Source organism: Thalassovita sp. (genome assembly GCF_963691685.1).
Classification (GTDB): domain Bacteria; phylum Pseudomonadota; class Alphaproteobacteria; order Rhodobacterales; family Rhodobacteraceae; genus Thalassobius.
The window spans coordinates 1,104,818-1,131,525 of the sequence record NZ_OY829290.1 but is presented as its reverse complement, the minus strand read 5'-3'; the positions used below and the strand labels follow the sequence as shown (position 1 = coordinate 1,131,525).

Genomic DNA, 26,708 nt, shown 5'->3' with positions numbered 1-26,708 from the left:
AAATTGCCTTTATTTCTTGAGTGTGAGGGTGGTCCATTCACCAATCTCTTCGCGGTAGGCCAGATTGATGCCGTTCTGTGCATAAACCGCGATGACCTCATCTGCCTGCTCATTCAGGATGCCAGACAGAATCGCATAGCCCCCCTCCTGCAGGTTTGATGCCATATCAGGCGCCAGATCGATCAGCGGACCTTTGAGGATGTTGGCAAAGACCAGATCGAAAGGCGCCGCCGCCTCCAGCTCGGGCGCGCCAAAGCCTGCCGCCACCACACATTTGACCCGACCGTCCAGATCGTTGACCTTGACGTTGGCCGCAGCCACCTCAACCGCAACCGGGTCAATATCCCCTGCCAGCGCCGGGTTCGGCCAGATCCGGGCCGCGCCCATGGCCAGAACAGCGGTGCCGCAGCCAATGTCAGCAACGTTCAGCCCTTTAAAGCCTTCGCTGTCCAACCGGTCCAGCGCCCGCAGGCAGCCCTGTGTGGTGCCGTGGTGGCCGGTGCCAAAGGCCATCGCCGCCTCAATCAGCAGCGGTTCACAGTTTTCCGGCACCTGATCGGCATCATGGCTGCCGTAAACAAAGAAACGCCCAGCCTCGACAGGCGCCAGTTCCCGTTTGACCTTGGCCACCCAATCAGTTTCGGGCAGTTCTGAGATGGCAAAAGGTTTGGCATCAAAGGCCGCCGCCAGCACTGCCAGCCCGGCCTCATCCGGGGCCTCAACGAAATAGGCGCCCACTTCCCACAGGCCGGAATCATCTTCGATCTCAAAGACGCCCACACCGGTGGGTTCCGGGTTCAGACGCTCCATCGCTTCGCCCAGCGCCTCGGCTGGTGCTTTTCCGGGCAGGGTCGTCAGGGCGGTGTAAGTGGGCATAGCGGCCTCCGAGGCAGGAACATCACGGGTTTCAAGTGTTGCAGCAGCGCCTACGCGCCACCTCGTCCGGGGTCAAGTCTTGGCTGTGCGCTGCGGCTCAATCCCGCGCCCCGATTTGACATAGCGCCAAGCCACCCAGCCGGCGGCGATGCCAACAATGGTGTTGCCCACCGCCTGCGCCCAGACCACACCCGTCGCGCCAAAAGCGGCCCCCATGCCAAAGGCCAGCGGTGCCATCAGGATGCCATCGCGGGTCCAGTTGGCCAGCGTCGACCAGACGGGTTTGCCAAGGTTGTTGAAGGTCGCATTGGCCACAAACAGCGCGCCGGTGAACACGAAGGTGCCCGCCGCGTAGTAGCAGAAGATCTTGACGATCTCTGCACCTTCGGGGCTAAGGCCAAAGGCGGTCACGATCAGATCGGCACAGAGCGCCATCAAGACCCAGGTCAGCCCCGTGTAGATCACACAAAACTTGATCGAGTCCACATAGGCCTCGCGCACGCGGTCGCCCAGACCGGCACCGGCGTTCTGACCGATGATCGCCCCAATGGCGCCTGACAGCGCATAGATGCCGCCAAAGCCCAGAATCGTCAGACGCGACACAACGCCAAAGCCAGCCACCGCACTGTCGCCATGTTCTGCAATGGCGCGCACCAGCAGCCAGTTGCCAAATGGTGTTGCCAGCTGCGTGGCCACCGCAGGCACTGCAATTGCCAGATAGGGTTTCAGGAAATCGGTGAAGTCACGCCGATGGGGGCGGGCCAGCATGTTATGGGTGACGATCACCCAGTAGATGCCAACAATGGCCATCGCCAGACGCGAGGCGACGATCACCATCGCAGCACCCTCAATCCCCAGGCCCCAGTAGATGATGAACAAGGGGTCCAGAACCACCGCGACAGCTCCACCGATCACGGTGACCATCATCGCGCGCCAGGCATCCCCTACCGCCCGCACAATCGCAGAGGCACACATGCCCGCCGCCATGATCGGCAGGCTGGGCAGCGAAATCATCAAGAAACTTTTGGCCACATCCAGCGTTTCCCCGCTGGCGCCGGTCAGCCCCAGCAACGGATCCAGGAACATATAAGTCAGCGCCGAAATCACCGTCTGGATCCCAACGCTATAGATCAGAATGACCGTTGAGATGCGCCGCGCCCTTTGGCCCTTGCCCATGCCCAGCGCCCGGCTGACCAGCGCAACACCGGCGATCATCATGCCAATGGCCACGGACAGCACAAAGAATTGAATGGTCGCGGCAAAGCCTATGGCCGAAATCAGCATCTCAACCTTCAGCTGGCTGACCCAGAACAGCGCCAGGAAGTCGACCAGAAACATGAAGCTGAGGCCAAAGGCACTGGTCAGCGTCATCACCACCACATGGCGCATGGTCGATCCTGTGGTGAATTTTGCCTGCGGCGCGGCGGCTTTGCCCGCCGGCTTTTCAGATGCAGGCTTGGCTGTGTTGGCTTGGGCCATGGGGTCTCTCCGTCGGGTCAAGGCAGCACCAGATGGCTCAGGTGCCGTGAAACATTAAAGGGGCCGGACATCACGCGGCCGGCATATCACGCGGTCGGTGAAATAACCGGTGCGTTACTCAGCCGGTGCAGCGCGGGCAAAACGGGCAAACACGGTCTCATTACCTGGCTCTGGGTGGCGCGGAATCAAGCAGGCCAAGGCCAGCGATGTGCCCGCCATGCCGGCCGCCAGCAGGAACACCGCGCCGGGTGAAATCAGCCACAGATAGCCCAGAAGCGCCGGCAAGAAGACCGCAGCGATATGGTTGATCGTGAAAGCCACCGCCGCTGTGGGCGCGATATCGCCGGGATCCGCAATTTTCTGGAAATAGGTCTTCAACGCCAGCGCCAGAGCAAAGAACAGGTGGTCCAACACATAAAGGATCGATGCCAGCACCACGCCCCAGCCAAACCAGTAGATGCCGCCATAGGCCAGGAACACTGTGACAAGGCCGACGTATTCAAAGATCAGCGCCCGGCGTTCACCATAGCGCGCCACCACTTTGCCAAAGACCGGCGCCAGCAGCATATTGGCCATCAGGTTCACCAGATAAAGCCCGGTCACCTCATGCACGTCGAAGCCAAAGCGTTCGACCATCATGAAGCCTGCAAAAACCACAAAAATCTGCCGCCGCGCCCCCGCCATGAACTGCAGCGCATAGTAAAGCCAGTAGCGTTTGCGCAGAATGAACTTCTTCACCTGCGGATTGGGGCTTTCGAACTGCGGATAAGCCACAAAACAGAACAGCGCGATTACTGCTGTCAGGCCACCCGACAGCAGGTAGACCACGTTATATGTCAGGTCGAACCGCTCCCAGCTGAGCACGATCAGCACATAGGCAACCAGCGTTGCGGCTGATCCTGCCGCCATGATCCACCCCAGCATCTGCGGCGCGCGATCTTTCGGCAACCACTGCAGCTGTAACGACTGGTTCACCGTTTCATAGTAGTGAAACCCGATGGAGCTAAGCATGGTGATGGTCAGGATCCCCCCCATCGAGGGAAACCAGGCCGTGATCGCTGTCGCCACACCAAGCAGCGCCAGTGACACGATCCCAAGCACCTGCTCCCGCATGAACATGATGATGGCGATCACCCCGATGGCCAGAAAGCCAGGAATTTCCCGCACGGTGTGCAGCCAGCCAATGTCAGAGCCATCAAATGCCGCCATTTCAATGACGAAGTTGTTCAAGAGGGCCGACCAGGTGGAAAAGGCGATGGGCATCGCCGCGGCCATCAGGAACAGCAGGGTAATCGGACGGCGCCAGACAGGAAGCTGCCGCGCCTCTTCAAGGGGATAGATCGCTTTCATGCCTTGGCCTTACGCCGAATTGGTCCAAAAGGCGAGTGCGGAGCCCCCACACAGATGCACAGTCGCCCCGTCAAAAAAGCGCATCCGCGCGCTTGGCGCAGCTGAACTGGCAGCGTTTGTCGAAGGATGCGCCACCCTGCCCTTATTGGCCAGATCAGTTCTGCGCATGATCCAAATCAAATACATTCTAATATTTGATTTTATATTCTCACCCGCAAATGACAGAGAGGGATTGAGATGACACTCCTCAGCATTGTGGACCGCATCGGCGAAGCACCCACCGCAGCATTGCTCGGCCTGATCACAGGGCTTTGCTTCGGCGTTGCGGCGCAAAGGTCCCGGTTTTGTCTGCGCGCCGCCACGGTCTCCTTTGCTCGCGGTCGCTGGGATGATCGCGTTGCGGTTTGGCTGCTCACCTTCTCCACCGCGGTTGTCTGGGTCCAAGCAGCCGAGATGCTGGGGCTGATGCGGGCCGCAGATGCCCGGATGATGGCTGTGCCTGGCAGCTGGTCTGGTGCCATCATCGGCGGGTTGCTGTTTGGCGCCGGCATGGTGCTGGCCCGGGGGTGTTCCGGGCGGTTGCTGGTTCTGGCGGCCACCGGCAACCTTAGATCACTGGTGTCCGGCCTGATCTTTGCCGTCGTTGCGCAGATGACCCTCGCTGGTCTGCTCTCCGCCCCACGGGAGGTACTGGCAGGGCTATGGATCACCCCGGGCGGTCGGAACACTGACCTTTTGACCGCCCTCAATCTGCCACCCATGTCGGGCCTGTTTATAGGCCTTGCGCTTGCAGGCTTTGCCCTTGTCCTGGCCCATCGCAACCGCATCGGCGCCGCCCGTTTGATCTTTGCCTCAGGCGTTGGATTTGCAGTCGCCCTTGGGTGGGTTTTAACTTTTGGACTGTCTCAAATCGCCTTTGATCCGGTGCAGGTCGAAAGCGCCACGTTCACCGGCCCCTCCGCGCATAGTTTGATGTTTGTCCTGGACCGCAACGCTGTGTTGGAATTTGATATCGGGTTGGTTCCAGGTGTTTTCATCGGCGCCTTCCTCGCCGCTTGGGTCACTAGGGAGCTGAAGTTCCAAGGCTATGAAGGCGCGGCAAACATGCGCCGCGCGATTTTTGGCGCCGCCCTGATGGGGTTTGGCGGCATGCTGGCAGGTGGCTGCGCCATCGGCGCAGGGGTCACGGGTGGGTCCATCTTTGTGGCAACGGCCTGGTGCGCGCTATTTGCAATGTGGATCGGCGCGATGGCAACGGATTGGCTGATTGATCAGCCCTCCAGTCGCGCCGCCACCGCTTGATCCCCGGCAGATTGAGGCAAAATCACCAACAAAGCGTTAAGGGCTACAAAAAACTCTGCGGGTCGATATCGACGGAGATCCGCAATTGGTTCCCCGGCCGAAACTGCTGTAACCATTTCGCCAGCGCATTTTGCAACGGTGCGCCTTTCTCAGCCTTGACCAGCAGTCGCACACGGTGCCGCCCCCGAATCCGGGCAATCGGCGCCGGTGCGGGACCAAAGACCTGCGCACCAATCTGTCGCAACGGCTCATTCCGCCGCGCCATTTCTGCACCCATGTCAAAGGGTTGCTGGGGATCCGGGGCGCTGATGACGATGCCGGCCATACGTCCGTAGGGAGGCACCCCTGCCAGCCGGCGTGCATCTGCTTCGGCCCGCCAAAACCCTTCCTCATCACCGGCAAGGATCGCGCGGATCACCGGATGCTCAGGCTGATAGCTTTGCATAAACGCAACACCCTTGCGCTCAGACCGCCCGGCCCGCCCCGCCACCTGACGCATCAGCTGAAAGGTCCGCTCCGCCGCCCTGAGGTCGGAGCCTTGCAGCCCAAGGTCCGCGTCAATCACCCCCACAAGGGTCAGCAGCGGGAAGTTGTGCCCCTTGGCAACCAGCTGGGTGCCAATGATGATGTCGGCGCCACCCTCAGCGATTTCGGCGATCTGTGCCTTAAGGGCACGGGCTGATCCAAACATGTCCGAGCTCAGCGTCACCACCCGGGCATCGGGGAACAGCGCAGTCGCCTCCTCGGCCAAACGTTCCACGCCGGGGCCAACCGGGGCCAGCCGATCCTCAGCCGCGCAGTTTGGGCATTCCGTCGGCACCGGTTTGGTTTCGCCACATTGATGGCACATCAGCCGCTTCAGGAACCGATGTTCCACCATCCGCGCATCGCAAACATCACAGGCAATCTGATGACCGCAGGCCCGGCAGATCGTCACCGGCGCATAGCCGCGACGATTGATAAACAGCAGAGACTGCTCCCCTTTTTCAACCCGCGCCAAAACTTCATGTTTCAGCTTTTCCGAGATCCAGCGGTTCGATGGCAGCTTCTCCTGCCTCATATCGATGGCGCGCATATCCGGCATAACCGACGGCCCGAAGCGACTGACCAGATCGATTTTTTCGTATTTCCCAGCCTCAGCGTTCACCCAGGTTTCCAGCGATGGCGTTGCCGACGCCAAAACAACCTGCGCACCGCACAGGTGGGCCCGCAAAACGGCCATGTCCCGCGCGTTATACAGCACCCCTTCTTCTTGTTTGTAAGAGGTATCGTGCTCTTCATCGACAACGATCAGGCCCAGATTCTGATAGGGCAAAAACAGTGCAGAGCGGGCACCGATCACCATCTGTGCGCCGCCTTGCCCAACCATTTTCCAGATCCGGCGCCGCTCCGTCATGGTGACACCGGAATGCCATTCCGCGGGTTTGGCGCCAAACCGTTCTTCCACCCGGGTCAAAAACTCCGCAGTCAGCGCAATTTCCGGCAGCAGCACCAAGGCCTGTCGCCCCTGCGCCAGACATTCGGCGACCGCTTCCAGATAGACCTCGGTCTTACCCGAACCGGTGACGCCGCGCAGAAGCGTGGTGCCATAAGTCTGCGCCGCCACACCCGCGCGCAATTTCGCGGCTGCCTCCCCCTGTGCCTCAGTCAGTGTTTTGCCGGCATGGTCTGGATCAAGACGGGCAAACGGCAGGTCACGCGGCCGATCCTCCTCCAATACCACGTTTTGTTTTACCAAACCCTTAACAACGCTCGAAGAGACCCCAGCCATCTCAGCCAGTTCTTTCAGCGTGAAGGCCAGACCGCCATAGTCCCGCAGCGTGTCCACCACGCGGGTGCGCGCCGCCGTGGTGCGGTCAGGCTCACCCTGTCCCAGACGATAGATTCTCTGCATCGAGGGGGGATCGCTCAACCCCGGTGCGCGGGTCGCCAGCCGCAACATCGCGGTCAAAGGCGTCAGCGTATAATCGGCCGAGCGTTGCAGGAATTGCTTCAACTCATCCCGCATCGGCGCCACATCCAGGACGCGCAAGATGCTGCGGATCTTGCTGGCATCATAGCCTCCTTGGCCAGGGCCCCAGACCACGCCAAGCACCTTACGGGGGCCCAGAGGCACCTCAACAAATGCGCCCCGCCAGCACCCGCCCTCGGGCGCCTTGTAATCCAGAATGCGATCAAGGGGCTGCGTGGTCAGCACACCGACCAAGGTGCCAGGGTCAAAAAACTCTTGCTGATCCGGCTGAACCTGCCCCGCCATTTGCCTTTTGCCCCCGCTCTTTCGGCCTCTATCCCAAATTCGCCACCCAAGGGCTAGCCCCCTTGCCCGTCATGCGGTAAAGGCAGGGACGAAATCTGACACGTCGCGCCACAAAAGGGAACGCCGATGAAATTCTTCGTTGATACTGCCGAAATCGATGCCATTGCCGAGCTGAACGATCTGGGCATGGTGGATGGTGTAACCACCAACCCCTCGCTGATCAAGAAATCCGGTCGCGATATTCTGGAAGTCACCAAAGAGATCTGTGAACTGGTTGACGGTCCGGTTTCGGCCGAAGTCACCGCCACCGACGCGGATGAAATGATCGCCGAGGGCCGCAAGTTGGTCAAAATCGCCGACAATATCGCCGTCAAAGTGCCGCTGACTTGGGACGGTCTGAAAGCTTGTAAGACCCTCACCAGCGAAGGTCACATGGTGAACGTCACCTTGTGTTTCTCGGCCAATCAGGCGCTGCTGGCGGCCAAAGCCGGCGCAACCTTTATCAGCCCCTTCATCGGCCGTCTTGACGACATCGCCCTTGATGGCATGGACCTGATCGAAGACATCCGCACCATCTATGACAACTTCGGCTTTGAAACCGAAGTTCTGGCTGCATCGATCCGTTCGGCCAACCACGTACAGGACTGCGCCCGTGTCGGTGCCGATGTCATCACCGCCCCGCCTGCGGTGATCAAAGCACTGGCCAACCACCCGCTGACAGACAAAGGCCTGGCTGCATTCCTGGCTGACATCAAAGCGGCGAACATCAAGATCCTCTGATCTTCGCACATAATGCTAAACAAACGTTTAACGCCCCCTAGGTTTGGGGGCGTTTTTTATTTCTGCCGAGGCAGCCCCTATGTGGCATAGGCTTTGCAGCCTTTCCCTCGCCAATCCGCCCACACAAGACCCTGTGCATAACCCTGTGGAAGTTTTTTATCCACAGACGCACAAACCTCTTAGTATTTGGCACAAATAGGTTTTCTTGATCCACCCACAGTGGACCGGCACGAAACTGCCAAAAACCGCATCCCGACGGTGAAAAACATGAGGAAATCACCGAAAACCTCTGGTAAGTTTGGCAAAACAATAATGGCAGGCCGATGAGCACAGCAAAAATTGACGATACCCTGCGCGAGAAGATCATCTCGGAGCCTGACGTCATTCTGGACGATCAGGACCTTATGCATGCGCTGATTTCAGCCAATGAACGCGCCATGGGCGGCAATATTGTCGACCTGCGCGGCATCGCGATGGAACGGCTTGAGCATCGCCTTGATCGCCTGGAAGACACCCATCGCTCAGTGATCGCCGCAGCCTATGAAAATCTGGCTGGCACCAATCAGGTTCACCGCGCCATATTGCGGATGCTAGACCCTACCGAATTTGAGCGGTTTCTAAAGGACTTGAACGGCCCTGTCGCAGACATCTTGCGTGTAGATTGCGTGAAACTGGTGTTGGAAACTGCCCAGGAAGAAAACGAACCAGCGGTTCGGAGGCTTGGATCGGTTCTGTCGGTGGCGGAACCCGGATTCGTAGATCAGTTCCTGTCTGCAGGGCGCAGCGCCCCGACCCGGCAGGTGACACTTCGCCAGATGCAGGAAGGGCGACGCGAAGTCTACGGAGACAAAGCGCCGTTCATCCGATCGGAGGCCTGCCTGCGGCTGGATTTCGGCGCAGGTCGCCTGCCTGGCCTGTTGGTCATGGGCGCGGAGGATCCGCATCAGTTTTCCCCCCAGCAAGGCACGGATCTGCTGGCCTTTTTCGCCGGGGTGTTTGAACGCTCCATGCGGCGCTGGCTGTCGTGACGCTGATCTCCCCAGCCGCACGCGATGCCCTGCAAAAGTGGCTGGATCACCAGCGCGCCCTGAAAGGCGCATCAGACAACACCATCGAAGCCTACAGCCGCGACGTTGCCGCCTTCCTGAGCTTCATGACCGCGCACCACGGCGAACCTCAAGGCCTTGGAGCTATTGCCAAAATAACCGTTTCCGACATGCGCGCCTGGATGGCCGCCACCCGCCGTCAGGACGTCGGCGCCCGCAGTATGGCGCGCAAGCTTTCGGCGGTGAAATCCTTCTACCGCTGGCTGGCGGAACGTGAGGGGTTTGAACCCACCGCCGTGCTGGCGACACGATCGCCGAAATTCAGCGCGAAATTGCCACGCCCGGTTGAGGCAGAGGCTGCCAAAGACCTGATCTCAACCATTGCCGAAAACGCCCCCGAAGATTGGGTTGGCGCCCGCGACAGCGCGGTGATCACGCTACTTTATGGCTGCGGCTTGCGGATTTCCGAGGCCCTCAGCCTGACGCACGCCGCCGTCCCCTTGGGCGAAGTCCTCCGGATCGAAGGCAAAGGCGGCAAAGAACGGATGGTGCCTGTGCTGCCCGTCGCGCGGCAAGCGGTGGCCCATTATGTTACGCTGATGCCGTTCGAACTGGGCCCCAGCGACATACTGTTTCGCGGGGTGCGCGGCCGCCCCTTGAGCCCGCGCGCGGTGCAGAAATCCATGGCGCAGGCGCGGTTGCAGCTGGGTCTGCCGGCAACCGCCACCCCGCATGCCCTGCGTCACAGTTTTGCAACCCATCTCCTTAACGCTGGCGGCGATCTGCGGGCGATCCAGGAATTGCTAGGCCATGCCTCGCTGTCGACCACCCAGGCCTATACTGCGGTGGACTTGGGGCGGCTTTTGGACGTATACGACAAGACGCACCCCAAGGCCGTTGCGCCAGAAAAATAGGGCAAAAATGTCTATTTCCAATGAATTCAAGGCGCTAAGCGTCCACCTTCTGACAGCGACAGGTGCTGTCTTTGCTATGCTGTCGATGCTTGCCGCTGTTGAGGCGAAATGGGATCTGATGTTCCTGTGGCTGGTCGTCGCCTTTGCCGTGGACGGGATTGATGGCCCTCTGGCGCGGCGGTATCATGTCAAACACTATGCCGCGCAGTTTGACGGTGTCCTGCTGGATCTGATCATCGACTATCTGACCTACGTCTTTATTCCCGCCTTTGCGCTGTTTAAATCCGGGTTGCTGCCAGGGTGGACGGGCTGGTTTGCCATCATCATAATCACCTTCTCCAGCGCCATGTATTTCGCCGATACACGCATGAAAACCAAAGACAATTCCTTCTCTGGTTTTCCCGGCTGCTGGAATATGGCGATCATCGTTTTCTTTGCGTTGCAACCGAATTTCTGGATCATCGTGGCGCTTGTCGCGGCGCTCTCCGTGGCGATGTTCCTACCGCTGCGGTTCATCCATCCGGTGCGCACGGAGCGCTGGCGCCTGATCTCCCTGCCCATGGCACTGGCTTGGACCTTCTTTGCCGGTTGGGCCGCCTGGGTCGAGTTTCACCCGGAAAGCTGGGCGCATCGGGGGCTGGTTGTTACTTCGCTCTACCTCTTGCTTGTAGGCATTGTGCAGCAGATCATCCCTGAACGTCGTTGATATCGGTTATCCACAGAAATCTTGTGTTTGTGTAAGTTTCGGGGTGTTTTCTGTGGGTATCTTCCCATTTTGGAGTCCTGAATCCATCGCGGGCACAGCGTGGCGGCGATTAGACTAAGGGTTGAGGCACCCTATCAAAACGCGCCACATGTTGAACGGCACCAGTAGCCAGATTGCTTAGAGACAATTTTGCAGACGAAGGAGCAGGCGATTTCACCCGCGACGGAGTCTTAAAGACAAACATCGTCAGATTTACAGCAAAAGCCCCGCCGCCCCTTCGTGCTTCAGCAAGGTGACCTTGGTTTCCACCCCGCCGTCGCCGGAAAAGCCGCCCAATCCGGTGGCGGAAAGCACGCGGTGACAGGGGATGATGATCGGGATCGGATTGCCGCCACAGGCTTGCCCAACAGGTTGCGGTGGAACGTTCAGATCCGCCGCGATTTCCCCATAGGTACGCGTTTCGCCAAAGGGAATCGCGGACATTGCATCGCAGACCGCCCTTTGGAAATCGCTGCCCGCCACCTGAAGCGGCAGATCAAAAACCTCTAACTCACCCGCGAAATAGGCGCTGAGCTGTTCTCCCGCCTGACGCAACAGCGCAGTGTCATCATCTCCCGCACCACCCCAGTAAAGACGTGTGATCGCACCGTCCTTTTCGACGAAGCTGATCCGGCCCACGGGGCTGTCAAAACTACGCTCTGGCATCATTTACCCACGGTTGTTTGCAAAAAGGCCGGGCTGTTAACCCGGCCTTTACACTATCACCTTATGGTCGGCTTATCCCAGCGCGTCGTTACAGCGTTTGCAGGTCGCTGCATGCGCGTGCTGCCCCACATCAGGGAGGATTTTCCAACACCGCTGACACTTCTCACCGTCAGCCTTTTCAAAGACCACACCAACGCCTTCTACCTCTGGCAGGCGGAAGGCTTCGGCAGGCATCGGATCACCCGTCAGCTGGATCGCTGAGGTGATGCAGATGTCATCAAAGCTCACGGATTTAAGGGCGTCCAGCATCTCTGCCTCGCGCACATGCACCACAGGCGCAGCCTCAAGCGATGCACCGATCACCTTGTCGGTCCGTTGTACCTCCAGCGCGGCGGTGACAACCCGGCGGGCTTGACGCACCTGCGCCCATTTTGCCGCCAGCGGTTCGTTCAGCCACGCCGCAGGGGTTTCCGGGATATCGGTCAGGTGGATCGAGCTTTCATCGCCCGGATACCGCTCCAGCCAGACCTCTTCCATAGTGAAGACCAGAACCGGCGCCAGCCAGCTGGTCAGACGGTGGAAGAGAATATCCAGAACCGTACGCGCCGCTTTGGCCCGGTCGGTGTTGCCATCGCAGTACAGCACATCCTTGCGAATATCGAAATAGAAGGAGGACAGATCCACGGTGGCAAAGTTGAACACCGCTTGCCAGACACCGTTGAAATCAAAGCTCTTATAGCCATTGCGCACCTGCTGATCCAGCTCTGCCAGACGGTGCAGCACCCATTGCTCCAGCTCAGGCATATCCGCAGGCGCAACCCGGTCCGCTTCCTCAAAATCGCTGAGCGAGCCAAGCATGAAGCGCATGGTGTTGCGCAGTCGGCGATAGCTGTCCGCGGTGCCTTTAAGGATCTCCGGGCCAATCCGCTGATCCGCCATATAGTCGGTCTGTGCCACCCAAAGACGCAGGATATCAGCGCCATATTGCTTAACAACGGTCTCGGGCACGATGGTGTTGCCAAGCGATTTGGACATTTTATTGCCCTTCTCGTCCAGCGTGAAACCATGGGTCACCACGTTGCGGTACGGCGCACGGCCTTTGGTGCCACAGGCCTGCAGCAACGACGAATGGAACCAACCACGGTGCTGGTCGGTGCCTTCCATGTAGACATCGGCGATACCGTCTTCGGTGCCGTCTTCACGGTCGCGCAACACGAAGGAGTGGGTGGAGCCGGAATCGAACCACACATCCAGCACGTCAAACACCTGATCATAATCATCAGGGTTGGCCGCATCACCGATGAAGCGCTCCTTGGCGCCTTCGGCATACCAGGCGTCCGCGCCATCCTTTTCAAAGGCTTCCGAAATCCGGGCGTTCACCGCGGCGTCGCGCAGCAGGAAATCCGGATCGGTGGGCAGTGTGTCTTTCTTGGTGAAACAGGTCAACGGCACACCCCAGGCACGCTGGCGTGACAGCACCCAATCCGGGCGGCTTTCGATCATGGAGTAGAGACGATTGCGACCGGTTTGCGGCCACCATTTCACCAGCTGGTCAATCGAATTGAGCGCCCGTTCCCGGATGGTTTTGCCCATTTCGTCCTGACCATCACCCACTTCGCGATCCACAGAGGCAAACCACTGCGGCGTGTTGCGGAAAATGATCGGCGCCTTGGACCGCCAGGAATGCGGATAGCTGTGAGTCACACGGCCACGGGCGATGATGCCGCCGGCCTCAACCAGCTTGGCAATCACGGCGTTGTTGGCTTTGCCTTCTTTGCCCTTGTGATCCAGGATCCGCAGACCGGCAAAGAACGGCACATGCGACAGGAACTCGGATTCTTCGCCCACGTTATGGGTCATCCGGTCCAGCCAGTTGCGCTTCACAAAGCACTCATAGTCATCGGCACCATGGCTGGGCGCGGTGTGCACAAACCCCGTACCGGCATCGTCAGTGACGTGATCGCCATCGATCATCGGCACGTCGTAGTCCCAGAACCCCTCGGCGCCATCAACGCCGTGCAGCGGGTGCTTCAGGATCACACCGTCAAATTCGCTGGTCGCCACATCGCGCAGCTTGGTGAACTCAGTGACCCGCGACTTTTCCAATGCATCCGCCGCCAGCGCATCGGCGAAAACATAAAGATCACCGGGGTTGGTCCAGCTTTCTTCCTGCGTCGCATCCACACGGTAGAGCCCGTAAGCCACCTTTTCATTATAGGCCACGGCCTTGTTCGATGGGATGGTCCAGGGGGTGGTGGTCCAGATCACCACGCGCGCCTCAGCCAGATCGCCCTCACCCGCCGCCAGCGAGAAGGGCACCCAGATGGTGTGCGATTTGTGATCGTGATATTCGATCTCCGCCTCGGCCAGCGCGGTTTTTTCAACCGGCGACCACATCACAGGCTTGGAGCCCTGATACAGCGTGCCGTTCATCAGGAATTTCATGAATTCCTCAGCGATCACCGCCTCAGCGTGGAAGTTCATCGTCAGGTAGGGATCATCCCAGTTGCCGGTGATGCCCAGACGTTTGAACTCTTCCCGCTGAATGCCCACCCAATTGTCGGCAAAGGCCCGGCATTCCTGGCGGAAGTCGACCACGTCGACCTCATCCTTGTTTTTGCCCTTTTTGCGGTACTGCTCTTCGATCTTCCACTCAATCGGCAGACCGTGGCAGTCCCAGCCAGGCACATAGCGTGCGTCAAACCCCATCATCTGATGGCTGCGCACGATCATGTCTTTGATGGTTTTGTTCAGCGCGTGGCCGATGTGCAGATGGCCGTTGGCATAGGGCGGGCCGTCATGCAGGGTAAAGGGCTTGCGGGAGCCATCTTCGGCCTTCTGACGCAGCTTGCCGTAAACGTCGATCTTGTTCCAACGCTCCAGCCAGCCGGGTTCACGTTTCGGCAGACCGGCCCGCATGGGGAAATCGGTCTTGGGCAGGTTCAGCGTTTCTTTGTATTCAGGGGTGTCGGCGCACATTTCGGGCGTCCTTCATCTCGGGTCTTGATTAAGGGAAGAGAGGCGGCGCGGTGTCCCATACGCCTTGACCCGGCCGCTCGTATAAATCAGAGCGCCGGGCTAATAATTCGAATGGACTGTATTTTGACACGGTTCATGTGCGCGTTATACGCGCGAGACCCCAGACCGTCCAGACCACATATTCTAAACAGAAATACCATTTTTGATTGCATACAAAAAACTCGAAAGCTATTCAAAATTGAAATGGCGCATAAATGAGGTTTCAATGATTTCTGTTAAGGCAAAGCTGTTCCTAACTGCATTCCTCTTTCTTTCAGCATGTGGAGCGCCGCCAGAAACAGCAGAAAGCAACCCGACTGCGCCCTCAAACAAAGGTTCCGAAGGCTACAGATTAACCCCAAATGCGAATAACCTAAACTTCGTAGGGCACATACCCGTGATGATTGAGGCGCGATCTGGCGGTACAGGCAGCTGGAAGTTGAAGAAACTCATTGGAACCTGCCACCTCAAAAGCAGCGCATTCACTGCATCAGTAGGCACCTGGAAATCAGTATTGCTGCCATCGTTTGGCGCCGAAACACCCGACATGACCGTTACTTGCAATGTACAAGGTCGGGAAACAAAAACGAAAATTATCAAATCGGTGAATTTGACGCGGCGACACTACAACTCAAAAACTGCTGCACATGCTTTGGTTGGACTTGGGATAGTTGGAGCGGTAGCGACAGCCAGCGCAGCAAGTCAACGTGACAAGACCAAAGATCTTTTTGGGTACCCGCCGAAAATTGATTTTAACTACGGTCTCGACTAACCAGCGCATGCGGATTTTGCTAATACGCAGGCCAAGAAATAATGACTTTAAATCAAAGTGTAACGCCTAGAGTTTGCCCCCCATTCCACAAAGGGCACCTCAAATAGGCGATCCCACTTCGCTTTGGTCTGACCGCCCGGTCGGCGGATATGCCACCGAAAACATTGGCGGGGCTTTGCCGCATGACACGAATGACACAATGAAAAAGGGACCGCCCGGGGGCGATCCCTTTTTTCGCGTGCGCTGGCGGGCTGGGTCTGGCGCGCTGCATCTGGTGGGCTGGGTTTGGCGAGCTGGATCTGGCTGGCTGGATCTGGCGACGTGGCGGGCGAGCGGTAAGCTGGCGGGCTGCGGAGCGGGATCTTGCGAACTGGACCTTACGGGCTGAACCTTGCGAACTGGATGGGGCGGGCTGGGCCTGACGGGCGGGCCACGCGTCTTCTTAGAAAGAGCTTATGCCTTAGCGTCGAAGCGACCACACCAGTCGGTCGATTTCACAACCGGCCATTTCGCGTCCAGCTCAGCCTCAGTCAGGAAGCTGGGGGCGTTGAAACGGCACAGACCAGCATTGTCTGCGGATTTCGAAACTTTGTCGAAGAAGGTGCAGGTGGTGCAAGCTTTGGCGGACATAATATCTCTCCTAGTCGTATCTGGCTGGCGAGATCTGGCGGCGTGGCTTGCGGTTGGCTGGCTGCGTAGCGTGATCTGGCAGGCTGGATGGTGGGCACCTTGCGGTGATCACCAATGTGTCTGTGGAAGTATAGATAGGATGAGTCGCCCCGGGGGTCAATGGGATTTTTTGTTTATTTTCAAATACTTGACTGGTTTTATCGGGAATTGAAACCCGATAATTTCTCTCGGAATCCTGCGATATGGGCGGATACACCCCCTTGCTGCGCGTCCTGTGGCGGCATATCTCTGAAAACAAAGGAAAAGGACCAAACCCCATGGCCAGCCTGCCACCGCGCTTTGATATTTCACGCCAGGAGATTGAGACGGTTGTCGCCGCCTTTTACGCGCTGATCCGCCAGCATCCGGGTCTGGGGCCGGTTTTTGCCGCGCATATTTCTGACTGGCCGCCGCACGAATCCAAGGTCGCAGACTTCTGGGCCAATGCGATTCTTCATGAGCGCAGCTATGACGGCAATCCGCTGCTGGTGCATCGCCAGGCCGGCAATGTGCACCCCGGCATGTTTGAGACCTGGCTGGGGTTATTTGACCGGGTGCTGGCGGCAGAGCTGCGGCCAGATCAGGCCGCAGCCTGGTCCGCCCTGGCGCATAAGATCGGCCGGTCGCTGCGCGCCGGTGTGGTCGAAAAGGTCAAGAACAGCGACGGCATCCCGATGCTGCGCTGAGGCACCAGATCAGGCGCTGCCCCGTCCGGTGAACAGACCACCCAAAGCCGCGCCCACCATTGCACTGACAGAGGGGCGTTTGCGCCTTGCATAGGGCAGCGGTCGGCACACCTCCATCGCGGCGACGCCCACCCGCACGGTCAACGCGCCGTTCACCACGCCCTCGCCAAAGCGACGCGACAGTTTCGACAGCAGCCCGCCGCCTGCCAGCGAGCCGAGGAGGTCATCGCCAATCGCCACGGCGCCGGTGGCCACAAGATGCGCCATCACCGCAGAAAACAGCCGCCAGCTGCCCAGTGTACCAGACCGGCCGCCATAGATTTCGGCCACCCGGCGGATCATACGCAGATTCGCGGTCAGCGCGGTCAGCACATCCGCCAGCGCCAGCGGCACCAGCGCGGTCACCGTCGCCACCTGTCGGGCAGCGGCCTGCACCTCGGCCTCGGCCAGTTTATCGAGCGGGGCCAGCAGCTCCTGCTCGGCCAGTCCCAGCAGCGCATCAGCATCCATCTGTTCGCCGCGCCGTTCGTCAAAACGGCCCCGCGCCCAATCCAGATCCTGCCGCCGCTGATACAGCCGCATCAGGGATTTGCTGAACTTCTGCGCCTTGGCTAGATCCGCCTCAGCCAGCGCCTCTTCCGCGCTGCGCTGCAACGCCTCAACCCGTCCCAGCCGCGCCAGCGCGGCCAGCTCACCAATCACGGCCAGAACAACAGCCAACACCAGGGCAACCCCAAGGGCACCGACGGCGTAGCCCAAAACGGGCACCCGGCCGATCAGGCTGACCACCGCATCCCATGCCGCCAGAGCCGCCAAAGCGCTAAGGAAGGACACCAGCAGCGCCAGGATCCAGCGCCCCAGCCGTGACGGTTTGCGCCCCGCCCAGGTGGCCGCCATCTGCAGGCCGGTTTGGGCACTGTCTGTCGGCAGGCCGATGTCTGGCACCGGCGGTGCCGCCTCAGGGCCGGCCACGTCGGGGGCTTCGTCCAGATCGATCAGAATCGGGCCTTTTGCCTGTTTGGGACTGTCACTCATGCTGCCACACCTCTTTGCCAACGCAGCCGCACATCCGGCAGCCCCTCTTCGTTGCGCGCCCCGTCCGAACGCGCCACTTCCTGAAACCCTTCGCGGACATAAAACCGCCGGGCGTCTTTATTTGCCTCAAAGGCCCAGAGCTCCAACACAGAAGACTGCGCTTTCGCCTCCTCCAGCAGCTGGACCCCGATCCCCTGCCCCTGCGCATCTGGCGTCAGATACAGCGAACAGATCTCAGCCCCGTCACGCGCGATGAAGCCGATCACGGTCTCGCGCTCCGCCTGACGGTCTGTCTCACACTCGGCCACCCGCACCCAGCCGCGATCGATCATGACGCTGGCAAAGCTGATGGTTTCCGCCTCAGAATAGAGCTTCGGCATCCACGCCGTATCGCGGTTGAAGCCATGCAGGATGGCGCCCACCGCACCGGCGTCCAGCGGCGTGGCCGCGCGCAGGGTCGCGGTCATAGCTTATCCCCAATCAGAAACTGCGCTGCGCGGTCCAGCCGGATATGCGGTGGACCTTCGCCGGGACGCAAAGACAAGGGCGCCGGGGCAAACCGCATCACGGCATAATCCTGATCCAACCAGCGTTCCGCCCCCTGCCGCGCCGGTGACAACAAATGTGCCGGATCCTCTGGCAGTTTCCCGGGATAAAAGGCGGCGCGCTTGCCACTGTCCAGCAGTAAGCCCCTCACACAGTCCACCTCTTGGCCGTGATGGGTCAGGCTGGCCTCGGTCGTGGTCCGCAGCGAGGCCAAGGCCAACGCATGGGTCTGCGCCCCGGCGAAATCGGCGCGGTCCTTCGCCTCGCGCAAGAGGGCCTGCAGAATGGCAGACAGACGCGGGTGCTGCGAATGATGCAAATGGTCGGATTTCGTCGCCGCGAAGAGGATCTTCTCCACCCGCTTGCCGCCCAAAAGCCGGGTCAGAAACGCATTGCGACCGGGGCGAAACGCGCCAAGGATATCTGCCATCGACTGGCGCAGATCCTCCAACGCCGGTGGACCGTTGTGAATGGCCCCCAGCGCATCCACCAGCACCACCTGCCGGTCAATCCGGGCGAAGTGATCGCGAAAGAACAGTTTCACCACCTTTGATTTATAGGCCTCATAGCGGCGCGCCATTTCCCGGCGCAGCGTGCCGCGCGCGGGCCGCCCATCGATAACCGGCAGGGGCGCAAAACTCAGCACCGGGGATCCCGCCAGATCGCCGGGCAGCAGGAAACGACCGGGGGTGCAATCGGAATAGCCTGCCAGCCGCGCGGCCTGCAGGTAATCGGTGAAATGACCCGCCAGCGCCTTGGCCGCAACCTCCTCAAACGGGGCCTCGGCGTCCACGCCCGCCATCGCCGCCAGATAGGCGGTTGCCTCATCGCGCCCGGCCAGCCGGGTCAGCACATGGCTGCACCAATCCTCATAGCTTTTGTCCAGCAGTGCCAGATCCAGCAGCCATTCGCCGGGGTAGTCGACAATATCCAAATGCACCGTCCGCGCCGCCCGCATCCCGGCCAGCATGCCGGTGGGGCGCACCTTCAGCGACAGGCGCAATTCGCTGACACCACGGGTGTTGTCGGGCCAATGCGGGGTGGGTCCGGTCAGCGCGGCTAGGTTTTCCTCATAGGCAAAGCGGGCCACGGTGTCATCCGGCTGCGGCTGCAGATAGGCGGCCTCAATCCGGCCATCAGCGGCAGCCACCAACTGAGGCATGCGCCCCCGGTCCAGCAGGTTTGCGACCAAAGAGGTGATGAACACCGTCTTGCCGGACCGCGCCAGCCCCGTCACACCCAAACGGATCACCGGCTCAAACAGCGCCTCATTGACGCTGTCGCCCACCGCTTCGACCTGACGGGTCACCGCATCTGCAATAGAGGTAATGACCAAACCCCGAAATCCCTTCAACAAATCCTTTGTTCCGCCCCAAGATAGGCACCTCTAAGGCAATGTAAAAGCGCTGAACATTTTTATGGTGCAAAATAGTCTAGGCTCAGGACCCATTAATGTTCCAGCACCGGTTTGGCAGATTTTCGAACTGACAAGGAACATGGCCGCAGGAATAGTGATCTATTTCAAGGTCATGTGACGCCGCTCAGTTCGAAAAACCGCCAAATCGAAGACGCCAAAATCGCTGCATCTCAACGGCGCAAGGCGCTTGAAAAGAGAACCACTCTTCCCGGCGCGCCTCAAACCATTGATATTTTGCGATTTTGACGCCCGCGCGGGAAAATCAATGGGTCCTGAGCCTAAAACCCGACCCTTCCAAAGACGCTGTTTTTCCGCTATCGCCCCGCCATGCCTAGATTTGCGCTTCTTGTTGAATACCATGGTGCCCCGTTTGCCGGTTGGCAACGACAGGCCGATCAGCCCTCTGTGCAGGGGGCGATTGAGGCGGCTTTGGCCAAGTTGGAGCCCGGCGAGCACACCATCGCCGCCGCCGGGCGCACCGATGCCGGAGTGCATGCGTTGGCGCAGGTGGCCCATTGCGACCTCAGCAAAGACTGGGACCCGTTCCGCCTGTCCGAAGCGCTGAACTATCACCTGAAACCCGCCCCCGTTGCGATCACCCGGGCAGCGCGGGTTGAGGATGACTGGCACGCCCGGTTTTCCGCACATGAGCGGCGCTATACCTTCCGCCTGCTGATGCGGCGCGCGCCCGCCACCCATGACGCCGGGCTGGTCTGGCAGGTGTCCCATCAGCTGGATGCCGCAGCGATGCGCGAAGCCGCGCAGCACCTGATTGGGCTGCATGATTTCACCACTTTCCGCTCCTCGATCTGTCAGGCGGCCAGCCCGGTCAAAACGCTGGACGAGTTGACCATCACCGAGGTTGACGGCTGGTCCGGGCCCGAGCTGCGCTTTTTCCTGCGCGCCCGCAGCTTCCTGCACAACCAGGTGCGCAGCTTTGTTGGCACATTGGAACGGGTCGGCGCCGGTGCATGGGCGCCGGAGCGCGTGCGTGACGCGTTGGAAGCGGCTGATCGATCTGCCTGCGGGCCGGTCTGCCCGCCTCAGGGTCTGTATCTGGCCGGCGTCGGCTATCAGGATGATCCCTTCCCGGCACAAAAATAACCCCCGCCAGCGCAAGCGGCGGGCGGGGATTTGAGTATTTTTGGAACATTGAAAGGGGCGCGGCGGCCGCTGTGCCCTACGTGACCGGTGTGCCGCGGGTCAGGTGCGGAAGGTTTTCACCTCAATCCCGTCGCCTTCCAGCGCGCTGCGAACCGAACGGGCGATCTCCACCGCTTCCGGCGTGTCGCCGTGCAGGCAGATGGTATCGATCTGGGTTTCGATATGTTTGCCGCTTTCGGTGATGATCGCGCCCGCCTTGACCATTTCAGCGATCCGCGGGCCGGCGATGGCCGAATCATGGATCACCGCGCCGGGTTTTGAGCGATCCACCAGCGTGGCGTCATCGTTATAGGCCCGATCAGCAAAAATCTCACCCACGAAAGTGGCGCCCAGCTCTTCCACCGCGCGCTGTTGGGCAGTGGCGGCCAGCACCATGATGATGATCTCAGGCGCAACCGACAGCGCTGCCTCATAACAGGCGCGCGCCATGTCCTGATTTTCCGAACACATATTGGCCAGTGCCCCATGCAGTTTCAGATGCCGCACTTCGCCGCCTGCAGCCCGCGCCATCGCCTGGGCCGCACCCACCTGATAGCGCACCTGATTGGCCAGCGACGGCAGCGGCACCTGCATCCGGTAACGACCAAAGCCACGCAGGTCATCAAAACCCGGATGCGCCCCGATGCCGACGTTGTTGTCCACCGCCATCTTCATGGTCTTCAGCATCACATCCGGATCCCCTGCGTGAAAGCCACAGGCCACATTGGCTGAGGTCACAATGCCCAGAAGCGCAGAATCATCGCCCAGATTCCACTCGCCAAAGCTTTCGCCCATATCGGCGTTAAGATCGACTGACAGGCCCATGTGCCCCTCCATTTGCGTCACAGCGTTGCCGCCTGTTGTGACAGGGATCCGCGGGCCTTGCAATCGGCGCGACGCTCACGTTTTTGCGGGCTGCGGCTGGCACTGTCAGACGCCGCGAAACCGGTCCAGCCGGTAGGGCGTCATATCCAGGTTGATGCGTTGACCTGCCATCATCTGCGCCAGCAACCGGCCGGTTTTGGACCCGCCCGTCAGGCCCACGTGCTGATGGCCCAGCCCCATGTAGACCCCTTTGATCTCCGCAACTTCATCGATGATCGGGACCGAGTCGCTGAGCGTGGGGCGGAACCCCATCCATTCGGTGGTTTCTTCCCAGGTGAGGTCCGGCATCACCTTGGCCAGATGGCTGCGCAACAGGTTGATCGGCGCTTTCGAGGGCCCGGCCTTCAGCCCGCCCAATTCCACAATCCCGGCCAAACGCAACCGCCCCTCCATCGGGGTCATCACGAAAGAGCCGGACGAAACCATGGCGGGCGTTTTCGGCATCTTGGACGGGTTCCACAGTTCCACATGATAGCCGCGTTCGGTTTCCAACGGCAGCCGCAGCCCCAGCGCACGGCCCAAGGCCCCGGACCAGGCGCCCGCCGTCACCACCGCTGCGTCACAGGCCAGGGTCTCGCCCCCCACCCGAACGCCGGTCACACGGCCGTTTTCATGCGCGATGTCGCTGACCTCGCCAATAACCAATCGCCCGCCCGAGGCGACCACGTGATCCGCCAACGCCGTGACATAGGCGCCGGGATCGCTGATCCGGCCATGATCCGGCACCGCCGCCGCAAACCCGATCTGATCGGAAAAGGCGGGATCCTTCGCCTTCAGCGCCGCGCCCTCATATTCAGTGGGCTGGAACCCCAGCGATTTCTTGATCTGCCAGGAATATTGCGCCGCCTCATAGCTGGCGCGGGAGCCATAAAGGTAAAGGTATTCCGTGGGAACGATGTATTTTTCAGCCCCCGTGCCCGCCGCCAGCGCCTGATGATCGGCCAGACTGTCGCCGATGATCGGGAACAGCGCACCTGCCGCAGCGCGGGTTTTGGCATCGGTGGCATGGGACATGAAGCGAATCAGCCAGGGCAACATCCGCGGCAGGTAGGACCAGCGCAGGAACAGCGGGCTTTGCGGGTTCAGGATCATACCCGGGGCCTTGACCCAAAGATCCGGCGTGGTCACCGGCACCACCGCCGAGGAGGCCAGCAAACCCGCATTGCCATAAGACGCGCCCGCCGCCGGGCCTTCGCGATCGACAAGGATCACATCATGGCCATCCCGTTGCGCCCAGATCGCGGTGGAGACCCCAAGGATCCCTGCCCCAATCACCACAACTGTTTTGCGCGCTGGCTGCTCTGTCATTGTTTCGCCCCTCTGCTCACCTCACCGGCCCCTTCCCCGGTCCCTTAACCGCGCACCTTAGCGGTTGTTGCGCGACAGGGAAGACCGTTGGACTACCGCATTTTCCGCAGTTACTGGCCCCGGCCCCAGGCACGGACACCTTGCCATCAGCGCCATTAGAGAAAAATTATCCACACATCCAAAGGTTGGCACATCAGTTGCATAGATCACGGCATAGCAATGATGCCCGGCGCGGGCGTTTGGGGGCTTTCCCCGACAACTCTCCTACTTCTGAACGGGAGAGCCCGCCGCCCGCACCGCATCAGAGCTTGCATCGTTCTGGGGTGCAAACTTGCGTAACCTCCTCGGTTCTGGCCTGCAACAATGGGGCCGGGGAGGTTACAGCTCTTTTCCGGTTAGATTTTCGGCCCGATGTCTCCCATTTTCCCCAGCGCCTATCTTCACAAAACGCCCCGATATTGATCAGCTGTGCCGCATCGGAACCATGTGTTCTGATCCGCAGCCAAATCCGCCGCGAATTTGCGGCGAATGTCGCATTTCGCCAATTGCTGCGCCGCTGGTCACAAGGAATATCGCGCCAAACTGATCTGACGGAGCGCCCATGACCACCCTCGCCCTTACTGTGCAATGCCCCTCCACCCGCGGCATCGTCGCCGCCATCGCCAATTTTCTGGCCGATCAGGGCTGCAACCTGACAGACAGCGCCCAGTTTGATGATGCGGAAACCGGCAATTTCTTCATGCGGGTAAGCTTCCGTTCTGAAACCGGGGCCGACCGCGCCGCGCTGGAGGCTGCTTTTGCCGAGGTGGCACGCACTTTTGACATGACATTTGCCTTCCATGATGAGACCGAGAAGATGAAGGTTGTCTTGATGGTCTCCCGCTTTGGGCATTGTCTGAATGATCTGCTCTACCGCTGGCGCATCGGCGCGCTGCCGATTGATATCGTGGCGGTGATCTCAAATCACATGGATTATCAGAAGGTTGTGGTGAACCACGACATTCCCTTCCATTGCATCAAAGTGACCAAAGCCAATAAGGCCGAGGCCGAAGCCGCCCAGATGGCGATCATCGAAGAGAGCGGCGCGGAGCTGGTGGTGCTGGCGCGCTACATGCAGGTGCTGTCAGATGAGATGTGCCAGAAAATGTCCGGCCGGATCATCAATATCCACCATTCCTTCCTGCCCTCCTTCAAAGGTGCAAACCCGTACAAACAGGCGTTTGAGCGCGGTGTGAAACTCATCGGGGCAACCTCTCACTATGTGACGGCCGATCTGGATGAAGGCCCGATCATCGAACAGGACATCATCCGCGTCACCCATGCCCAAAGCGCTGAGGATTACGTCAGCCTGGGCCGCGACGTTGAGGCGCAGGTGCTAGCCCGCGCCATTCATGCCCATATCCATCATCGCGTTTTTCTCAATGGAAACAAAACCGTAGTCTTCCCCGCCAGCCCTGGCAGCCACGCCTCGGAACGGATGGGATAATTGGCACTGTCGATTGAACCTGCCCTTGCTGTGCGCCACATCGCAGCAAGGGAGATCTGTTTTTAATCGGCAGGAGTGTGCCATGCTACGTCACATCGTCTTTTTCACCGCCCGCGATCCCAAAGACCGCGACAGGATCTATGACGGTCTGTCCCTGCTGACCCAGAGCCGCCATGCCCGCCATTTCGAAATCGGCCGCAACCTGAAGTCTGACCTGATCCACGGCGCGGCGCCTGATTTTGTTGTCTATGGTGAGTTTGAGGACGAGGCACAGCTGGCCGCCTTCAAGGCAGATCCGCTGTATCAGCAATCCATCGATGTGGTCAGGCCCCTACGGGATCTGCGGATGGCGGCGGATTTCCTCAGTTACTAGGCTCAGGTGCAGGTCCGCCGGAAGGCTCAGGCGTAGGTCCGCCGGATCGCTTTATGTGCCATCACCTGATCTACCAGCCGCAGCAGTGGCAGTGTGCCCCCCATGCGTAGCACCGGCGTGGTCTGACGGTCGAGCCAGGCCTCCTGCCGGTACATGTTGCGCCCGGCAAAGTCCGGATCATCATAGCGCGCGGCCCAGGAAATCAGCCGTTCATGGCTGCGATGCATGTCTCCCCCGGGCAGGATGCGCCGGCCATAATCATGGCGTTCACGGCGCAGCAGACGGTCAATACGGATCGGCGTGGGCACCATGAGGAAGACAAAGAGATCAGCCTCCTCAATCAAGTCTTCGCCCCAACCTTCCAGGCAGCCACTCATGACCCAACCGCCCGTGCCACGTTGGTCCAGCAGGCAGCTGCGCCGCGCTGGTTTTGGTCGCCTTGTCACAAAGGGCGGCTCGTCTTCACACCAATAGCTGTCATCAACATCCGCATGGGATACATGCAGCCGCTGCGCCAGAGCGCGGCCAAGGCTGCTGACACCGGTGCCGGCCGCACCGGTTATATAAATCCGACGCGTCATAGCTCCTCCCGTCCAGTGATAAGTGTGCGGCATGCAGATCGCCACATCAATGATTCTATTATTAAGGAAATGTTAATCCCCCAACTTCCGCATGAGTTGCGCGCCCCGGTTGCTGCCGGGACTGACACAGCGACAAAAAAGAGGCGCGTCACAGCGCCTCTTCTTCGGTCAGGTTGTAAACTGGTGCTCAGTCGAGCGTCTTCAACAGTTTCCAGGATCCATTTTCCACGGCCGAGACAAAAACACTGCGCCCCGCCACGTGATTGTCAGCGCTCAGCGCCACCGGATATCCCGAAATCTCATCCTGGAAGGACAGTCCCTCCATCGCTGCGATGAACCCTTCGCGGGTCAGATCCGGACCAGCCGCTTCCAGCCCACGCACCAGCAATTCCGCACCGGATCGGCCCAGCAATGCGCCTGTGCCAGGGAATTTTTCGCCGGTCGCTTCTGTGTAGGCTTTGACCCAGCCGCCCACCGCGGGCTCCGCCAGCCGGGCCTCCAGATCCTGCCAGCCGGCCCCTGCATAAACGCCGCCCATGACGCCCTGCGCCGCCAGCCCTTTGGCCACAACGGTGTGGAACCCAGCTGATGAGAGCACAAATTTCACGTCACTCATGCCCAGCTTATTGGCGGTTGCGATCACGTTGATGGTCTGGCTGACCCCCAGCGCCAAGCCAACGGTGTCACAACCACCTTCCTTGATTTTACCCAAGGCGCCGGAGAAATCGGTTTCATCAGGTTTGTGTTTGGTTTCAACGCCATAACTCTTACCCGCAGCCACAGCGCCATCTTTCAGCCCGGCCTGAATCTCAACCCCAAAATCGGTGGGCAGGAACATCAGACAGAAGGTCGAAGACCCCTGTTCCGCCGCCATATACTCAGTGGTCGCCTTCACCCCGTCGTAGTAAGAGGCATTGCCGGCAAATTTCCACGGCGCGGGCGGATCAACCATCTGACGTGCCGCGGTCAGCGGGCTGATATTGGGCACGCCCTTGGGCCCCATCAGTTTGAACATCGCCAGATTATGCGGTGTGCCCAGGCTCAGCAGCATGGCAAACACCTGATCGCGGTTGACCAGCTTATTGGCCGCCTGCACCGCCTTGGGCACCTGATAGCCGTGGTCTTCGACGATATAGGTGATCTTGCGGCCATGCACGCCACCGGCTTCGTTGACCTCATCAAAATAGAGCTGCGCCGCCTTCACCGCCGGGACAGAAAAGGGCGCGAAAATACCAGAGAGGTCATGCGCCCCGCCAATCTTGATCTCATCCTCTGAGACACCGCTTTCAGCCTGCGCGCCACCGGACGCCACCGCCAAGGCCGCCGCTGCGGCCAGTGCTTTCCACATCTTCATGATCTTCCTCCCTTTGGTGC

The 26,708-nt window shown here is 59.9% G+C and carries 24 protein-coding genes; 10 read left to right on the top strand and 14 right to left on the bottom strand.

Annotation, left to right across the window (positions count from 1 at the left end):
- Positions 1 to 9: 9 nt before the first annotated feature.
- The 3 genes from ACORLH_RS05510 to ACORLH_RS05500 form a co-directional block, all read right to left on the bottom strand.
- Positions 10 to 876, bottom strand: a complete 867-nt coding sequence (locus ACORLH_RS05510) for a 50S ribosomal protein L11 methyltransferase (RefSeq protein ID WP_321831596.1) — start codon at positions 874 to 876, stop codon at positions 10 to 12.
- Between the two features lie 72 nt (positions 877 to 948).
- Positions 949 to 2,355: an MATE family efflux transporter gene (locus tag ACORLH_RS05505; RefSeq protein WP_321831595.1), complete on the bottom strand. Its 1,407-nt coding sequence runs from the start codon at positions 2,353 to 2,355 to the stop codon at positions 949 to 951.
- Between the two features lie 114 nt (positions 2,356 to 2,469).
- On the bottom strand, positions 2,470 to 3,705 hold the full coding sequence (locus ACORLH_RS05500) for an MFS transporter (protein WP_321831594.1): 1,236 nt from the start codon (positions 3,703 to 3,705) through the stop codon (positions 2,470 to 2,472).
- 237 nt (positions 3,706 to 3,942) lie between these two features.
- On the opposite strand from ACORLH_RS05500, the gene ACORLH_RS05495 reads away from it, so the two are divergent.
- Positions 3,943 to 5,007, top strand: a complete 1,065-nt coding sequence (locus ACORLH_RS05495) for a YeeE/YedE family protein (RefSeq protein ID WP_321831593.1) — start codon at positions 3,943 to 3,945, stop codon at positions 5,005 to 5,007.
- A gap of 43 nt (positions 5,008 to 5,050) precedes the next feature.
- Here the strand turns inward: ACORLH_RS05495 and ACORLH_RS05490 are convergent, their stop codons facing one another.
- Positions 5,051 to 7,264 carry a primosomal protein N' gene (locus ACORLH_RS05490; protein WP_321831591.1) on the bottom strand — a complete coding sequence of 738 codons (2,214 nt, stop codon included), beginning with the start codon at positions 7,262 to 7,264 and terminating at the stop codon, positions 5,051 to 5,053.
- 126 nt (positions 7,265 to 7,390) lie between these two features.
- Between ACORLH_RS05490 and fsa the strand changes: the two genes are divergently transcribed.
- The 4 genes from fsa to ACORLH_RS05470 all read left to right on the top strand — a co-directional run bounded on the left by fsa (position 7,391) and on the right by ACORLH_RS05470 (position 10,710).
- Positions 7,391 to 8,044, top strand: a complete 654-nt coding sequence (gene fsa / locus ACORLH_RS05485; RefSeq protein WP_321831590.1) for a fructose-6-phosphate aldolase — start codon at positions 7,391 to 7,393, stop codon at positions 8,042 to 8,044.
- Positions 8,045 to 8,367: 323 nt separating this feature from the next.
- A complete protein-coding gene (locus ACORLH_RS05480; protein WP_321831589.1) occupies positions 8,368 to 9,072 on the top strand; it encodes a DUF484 family protein in 705 nt (234 codons plus the stop codon).
- The gene (locus ACORLH_RS05475) at positions 9,069 to 10,004 is read left to right on the top strand and encodes a tyrosine recombinase XerC (RefSeq protein ID WP_321831588.1); all 936 of its coding nucleotides are present in this window, start codon (positions 9,069 to 9,071) and stop codon (positions 10,002 to 10,004) included. The genes ACORLH_RS05480 and ACORLH_RS05475 overlap by 4 nt, the downstream gene beginning before the upstream one ends.
- A gap of 7 nt (positions 10,005 to 10,011) precedes the next feature.
- Positions 10,012 to 10,710, top strand: coding sequence for a CDP-alcohol phosphatidyltransferase family protein (locus tag ACORLH_RS05470; RefSeq protein ID WP_420719804.1), 699 nt, complete (start codon positions 10,012 to 10,014; stop codon positions 10,708 to 10,710).
- A gap of 252 nt (positions 10,711 to 10,962) precedes the next feature.
- On the opposite strand, the gene ACORLH_RS05465 is transcribed toward ACORLH_RS05470, so the two are convergent.
- Together ACORLH_RS05465 and ileS are read right to left on the bottom strand one after the other, a co-directional pair.
- Positions 10,963 to 11,415, bottom strand: a complete 453-nt coding sequence (locus ACORLH_RS05465; RefSeq protein ID WP_321832780.1) for a methylated-DNA--[protein]-cysteine S-methyltransferase — start codon at positions 11,413 to 11,415, stop codon at positions 10,963 to 10,965.
- A 72-nt stretch (positions 11,416 to 11,487) separates the two neighbouring features.
- Positions 11,488 to 14,394, bottom strand: coding sequence for an isoleucine--tRNA ligase (ileS, locus tag ACORLH_RS05460; protein WP_321831587.1), 2,907 nt, complete (start codon positions 14,392 to 14,394; stop codon positions 11,488 to 11,490).
- A 265-nt stretch (positions 14,395 to 14,659) separates the two neighbouring features.
- On the opposite strand from ileS, the gene ACORLH_RS05455 reads away from it, so the two are divergent.
- The gene (locus ACORLH_RS05455) at positions 14,660 to 15,205 is read left to right on the top strand and encodes a hypothetical protein (RefSeq protein ID WP_321831586.1); all 546 of its coding nucleotides are present in this window, start codon (positions 14,660 to 14,662) and stop codon (positions 15,203 to 15,205) included.
- A 453-nt stretch (positions 15,206 to 15,658) separates the two neighbouring features.
- Here the strand turns inward: ACORLH_RS05455 and ACORLH_RS05450 are convergent, their stop codons facing one another.
- Positions 15,659 to 15,835, bottom strand: a complete 177-nt coding sequence (locus tag ACORLH_RS05450; protein ID WP_165590045.1) for a hypothetical protein — start codon at positions 15,833 to 15,835, stop codon at positions 15,659 to 15,661.
- 317 nt (positions 15,836 to 16,152) lie between these two features.
- Between ACORLH_RS05450 and ACORLH_RS05445 the strand changes: the two genes are divergently transcribed.
- Positions 16,153 to 16,560 (top strand): group III truncated hemoglobin, encoded by a 408-nt coding sequence (locus ACORLH_RS05445; protein ID WP_321831585.1) that lies wholly within the window; start codon positions 16,153 to 16,155, stop codon positions 16,558 to 16,560.
- Between the two features lie 9 nt (positions 16,561 to 16,569).
- On the opposite strand, the gene ACORLH_RS05440 is transcribed toward ACORLH_RS05445, so the two are convergent.
- The 3 genes from ACORLH_RS05440 to ACORLH_RS05430 are packed head-to-tail and all read right to left on the bottom strand — an operon-like array spanning position 16,570 to position 19,477.
- A complete protein-coding gene (locus tag ACORLH_RS05440; protein WP_321831584.1) occupies positions 16,570 to 17,595 on the bottom strand; it encodes a TIGR01620 family protein in 1,026 nt (341 codons plus the stop codon).
- A complete protein-coding gene (locus ACORLH_RS05435; protein WP_321831583.1) occupies positions 17,592 to 18,062 on the bottom strand; it encodes a GNAT family N-acetyltransferase in 471 nt (156 codons plus the stop codon). The genes ACORLH_RS05440 and ACORLH_RS05435 overlap by 4 nt, the downstream gene beginning before the upstream one ends.
- Positions 18,059 to 19,477: a YcjX family protein gene (locus ACORLH_RS05430; RefSeq protein ID WP_321831582.1), complete on the bottom strand. Its 1,419-nt coding sequence runs from the start codon at positions 19,475 to 19,477 to the stop codon at positions 18,059 to 18,061. Before ACORLH_RS05430 ends, ACORLH_RS05435 begins: the two co-directional genes overlap by 4 nt.
- 408 nt (positions 19,478 to 19,885) lie before the next feature.
- Here ACORLH_RS05430 and truA point away from each other — a divergent pair, with 408 nt between their 5' ends.
- The gene (gene truA, locus ACORLH_RS05425) at positions 19,886 to 20,662 is read left to right on the top strand and encodes a tRNA pseudouridine(38-40) synthase TruA (RefSeq protein WP_321831581.1); all 777 of its coding nucleotides are present in this window, start codon (positions 19,886 to 19,888) and stop codon (positions 20,660 to 20,662) included.
- A gap of 99 nt (positions 20,663 to 20,761) precedes the next feature.
- Here truA and ACORLH_RS05420 read toward each other — a convergent pair whose 3' ends face one another.
- The gene (locus ACORLH_RS05420; protein WP_321831580.1) at positions 20,762 to 21,526 is read right to left on the bottom strand and encodes a 5-oxoprolinase subunit PxpA; all 765 of its coding nucleotides are present in this window, start codon (positions 21,524 to 21,526) and stop codon (positions 20,762 to 20,764) included.
- A 105-nt stretch (positions 21,527 to 21,631) separates the two neighbouring features.
- Entirely contained in the window at positions 21,632 to 22,894 is a 1,263-nt protein-coding gene (locus tag ACORLH_RS05415) for an FAD-binding oxidoreductase (RefSeq protein WP_321831579.1), read from the bottom strand.
- A 601-nt stretch (positions 22,895 to 23,495) separates the two neighbouring features.
- Between ACORLH_RS05415 and purU the strand changes: the two genes are divergently transcribed.
- Together purU and ACORLH_RS05405 are read left to right on the top strand one after the other, a co-directional pair.
- Positions 23,496 to 24,380 (top strand): formyltetrahydrofolate deformylase, encoded by an 885-nt coding sequence (purU, locus tag ACORLH_RS05410; RefSeq protein WP_321831578.1) that lies wholly within the window; start codon positions 23,496 to 23,498, stop codon positions 24,378 to 24,380.
- An 82-nt stretch (positions 24,381 to 24,462) separates the two neighbouring features.
- The gene (locus tag ACORLH_RS05405) at positions 24,463 to 24,753 is read left to right on the top strand and encodes a Dabb family protein (protein WP_321831577.1); all 291 of its coding nucleotides are present in this window, start codon (positions 24,463 to 24,465) and stop codon (positions 24,751 to 24,753) included.
- A 26-nt stretch (positions 24,754 to 24,779) separates the two neighbouring features.
- Here ACORLH_RS05405 and ACORLH_RS05400 read toward each other — a convergent pair whose 3' ends face one another.
- Together ACORLH_RS05400 and ACORLH_RS05395 are read right to left on the bottom strand one after the other, a co-directional pair.
- Positions 24,780 to 25,334, bottom strand: coding sequence for an AAA family ATPase (locus ACORLH_RS05400; protein ID WP_058242190.1), 555 nt, complete (start codon positions 25,332 to 25,334; stop codon positions 24,780 to 24,782).
- Positions 25,335 to 25,521: 187 nt separating this feature from the next.
- Positions 25,522 to 26,688 (bottom strand): ABC transporter substrate-binding protein, encoded by a 1,167-nt coding sequence (locus ACORLH_RS05395; RefSeq protein ID WP_321831576.1) that lies wholly within the window; start codon positions 26,686 to 26,688, stop codon positions 25,522 to 25,524.
- Positions 26,689 to 26,708: the final 20 nt, after the last annotated feature.

Bases quoted from the DNA above. Each gene is read 5' to 3' on its own strand.
- ACORLH_RS05415 (WP_321831579.1), bottom strand. From the start codon at position 22,894: ATGACAGAGCAGCCAGCGCGCAAAACAGTTGTGGTGATTGGGGCAGGG.
- ileS (WP_321831587.1), bottom strand. From the start codon at position 14,394: ATGTGCGCCGACACCCCTGAATACAAAGAAACGCTGAACCTGCCCAAG.
- ACORLH_RS05500 (WP_321831594.1), bottom strand. From the start codon at position 3,705: ATGAAAGCGATCTATCCCCTTGAAGAGGCGCGGCAGCTTCCTGTCTGG.
- ACORLH_RS05435 (WP_321831583.1), bottom strand. From the start codon at position 18,062: ATGACCGCGACCCTGCGCGCGGCCACGCCGCTGGACGCCGGTGCGGTG.
- ACORLH_RS05455 (WP_321831586.1), top strand. From the start codon at position 14,660: ATGATTTCTGTTAAGGCAAAGCTGTTCCTAACTGCATTCCTCTTTCTT.
- ACORLH_RS05420 (WP_321831580.1), bottom strand. From the start codon at position 21,526: ATGGGCCTGTCAGTCGATCTTAACGCCGATATGGGCGAAAGCTTTGGC.
- ACORLH_RS05440 (WP_321831584.1), bottom strand. From the start codon at position 17,595: ATGAGTGACAGTCCCAAACAGGCAAAAGGCCCGATTCTGATCGATCTG.
- ACORLH_RS05510 (WP_321831596.1), bottom strand. From the start codon at position 876: ATGCCCACTTACACCGCCCTGACGACCCTGCCCGGAAAAGCACCAGCC.
- ACORLH_RS05495 (WP_321831593.1), top strand. From the start codon at position 3,943: ATGACACTCCTCAGCATTGTGGACCGCATCGGCGAAGCACCCACCGCA.
- ACORLH_RS05445 (WP_321831585.1), top strand. From the start codon at position 16,153: ATGGCCAGCCTGCCACCGCGCTTTGATATTTCACGCCAGGAGATTGAG.
- ACORLH_RS05400 (WP_058242190.1), bottom strand. From the start codon at position 25,334: ATGACGCGTCGGATTTATATAACCGGTGCGGCCGGCACCGGTGTCAGC.
- ACORLH_RS05405 (WP_321831577.1), top strand. From the start codon at position 24,463: ATGCTACGTCACATCGTCTTTTTCACCGCCCGCGATCCCAAAGACCGC.
- ACORLH_RS05505 (WP_321831595.1), bottom strand. From the start codon at position 2,355: ATGGCCCAAGCCAACACAGCCAAGCCTGCATCTGAAAAGCCGGCGGGC.
- ACORLH_RS05465 (WP_321832780.1), bottom strand. From the start codon at position 11,415: ATGCCAGAGCGTAGTTTTGACAGCCCCGTGGGCCGGATCAGCTTCGTC.
- purU (WP_321831578.1), top strand. From the start codon at position 23,496: ATGACCACCCTCGCCCTTACTGTGCAATGCCCCTCCACCCGCGGCATC.
- ACORLH_RS05480 (WP_321831589.1), top strand. From the start codon at position 8,368: ATGAGCACAGCAAAAATTGACGATACCCTGCGCGAGAAGATCATCTCG.
- ACORLH_RS05450 (WP_165590045.1), bottom strand. From the start codon at position 15,835: ATGTCCGCCAAAGCTTGCACCACCTGCACCTTCTTCGACAAAGTTTCG.
- fsa (WP_321831590.1), top strand. From the start codon at position 7,391: ATGAAATTCTTCGTTGATACTGCCGAAATCGATGCCATTGCCGAGCTG.
- ACORLH_RS05490 (WP_321831591.1), bottom strand. From the start codon at position 7,264: ATGGCGGGGCAGGTTCAGCCGGATCAGCAAGAGTTTTTTGACCCTGGC.
- ACORLH_RS05470 (WP_420719804.1), top strand. From the start codon at position 10,012: ATGTCTATTTCCAATGAATTCAAGGCGCTAAGCGTCCACCTTCTGACA.
- truA (WP_321831581.1), top strand. From the start codon at position 19,886: ATGCCTAGATTTGCGCTTCTTGTTGAATACCATGGTGCCCCGTTTGCC.
- ACORLH_RS05395 (WP_321831576.1), bottom strand. From the start codon at position 26,688: ATGAAGATGTGGAAAGCACTGGCCGCAGCGGCGGCCTTGGCGGTGGCG.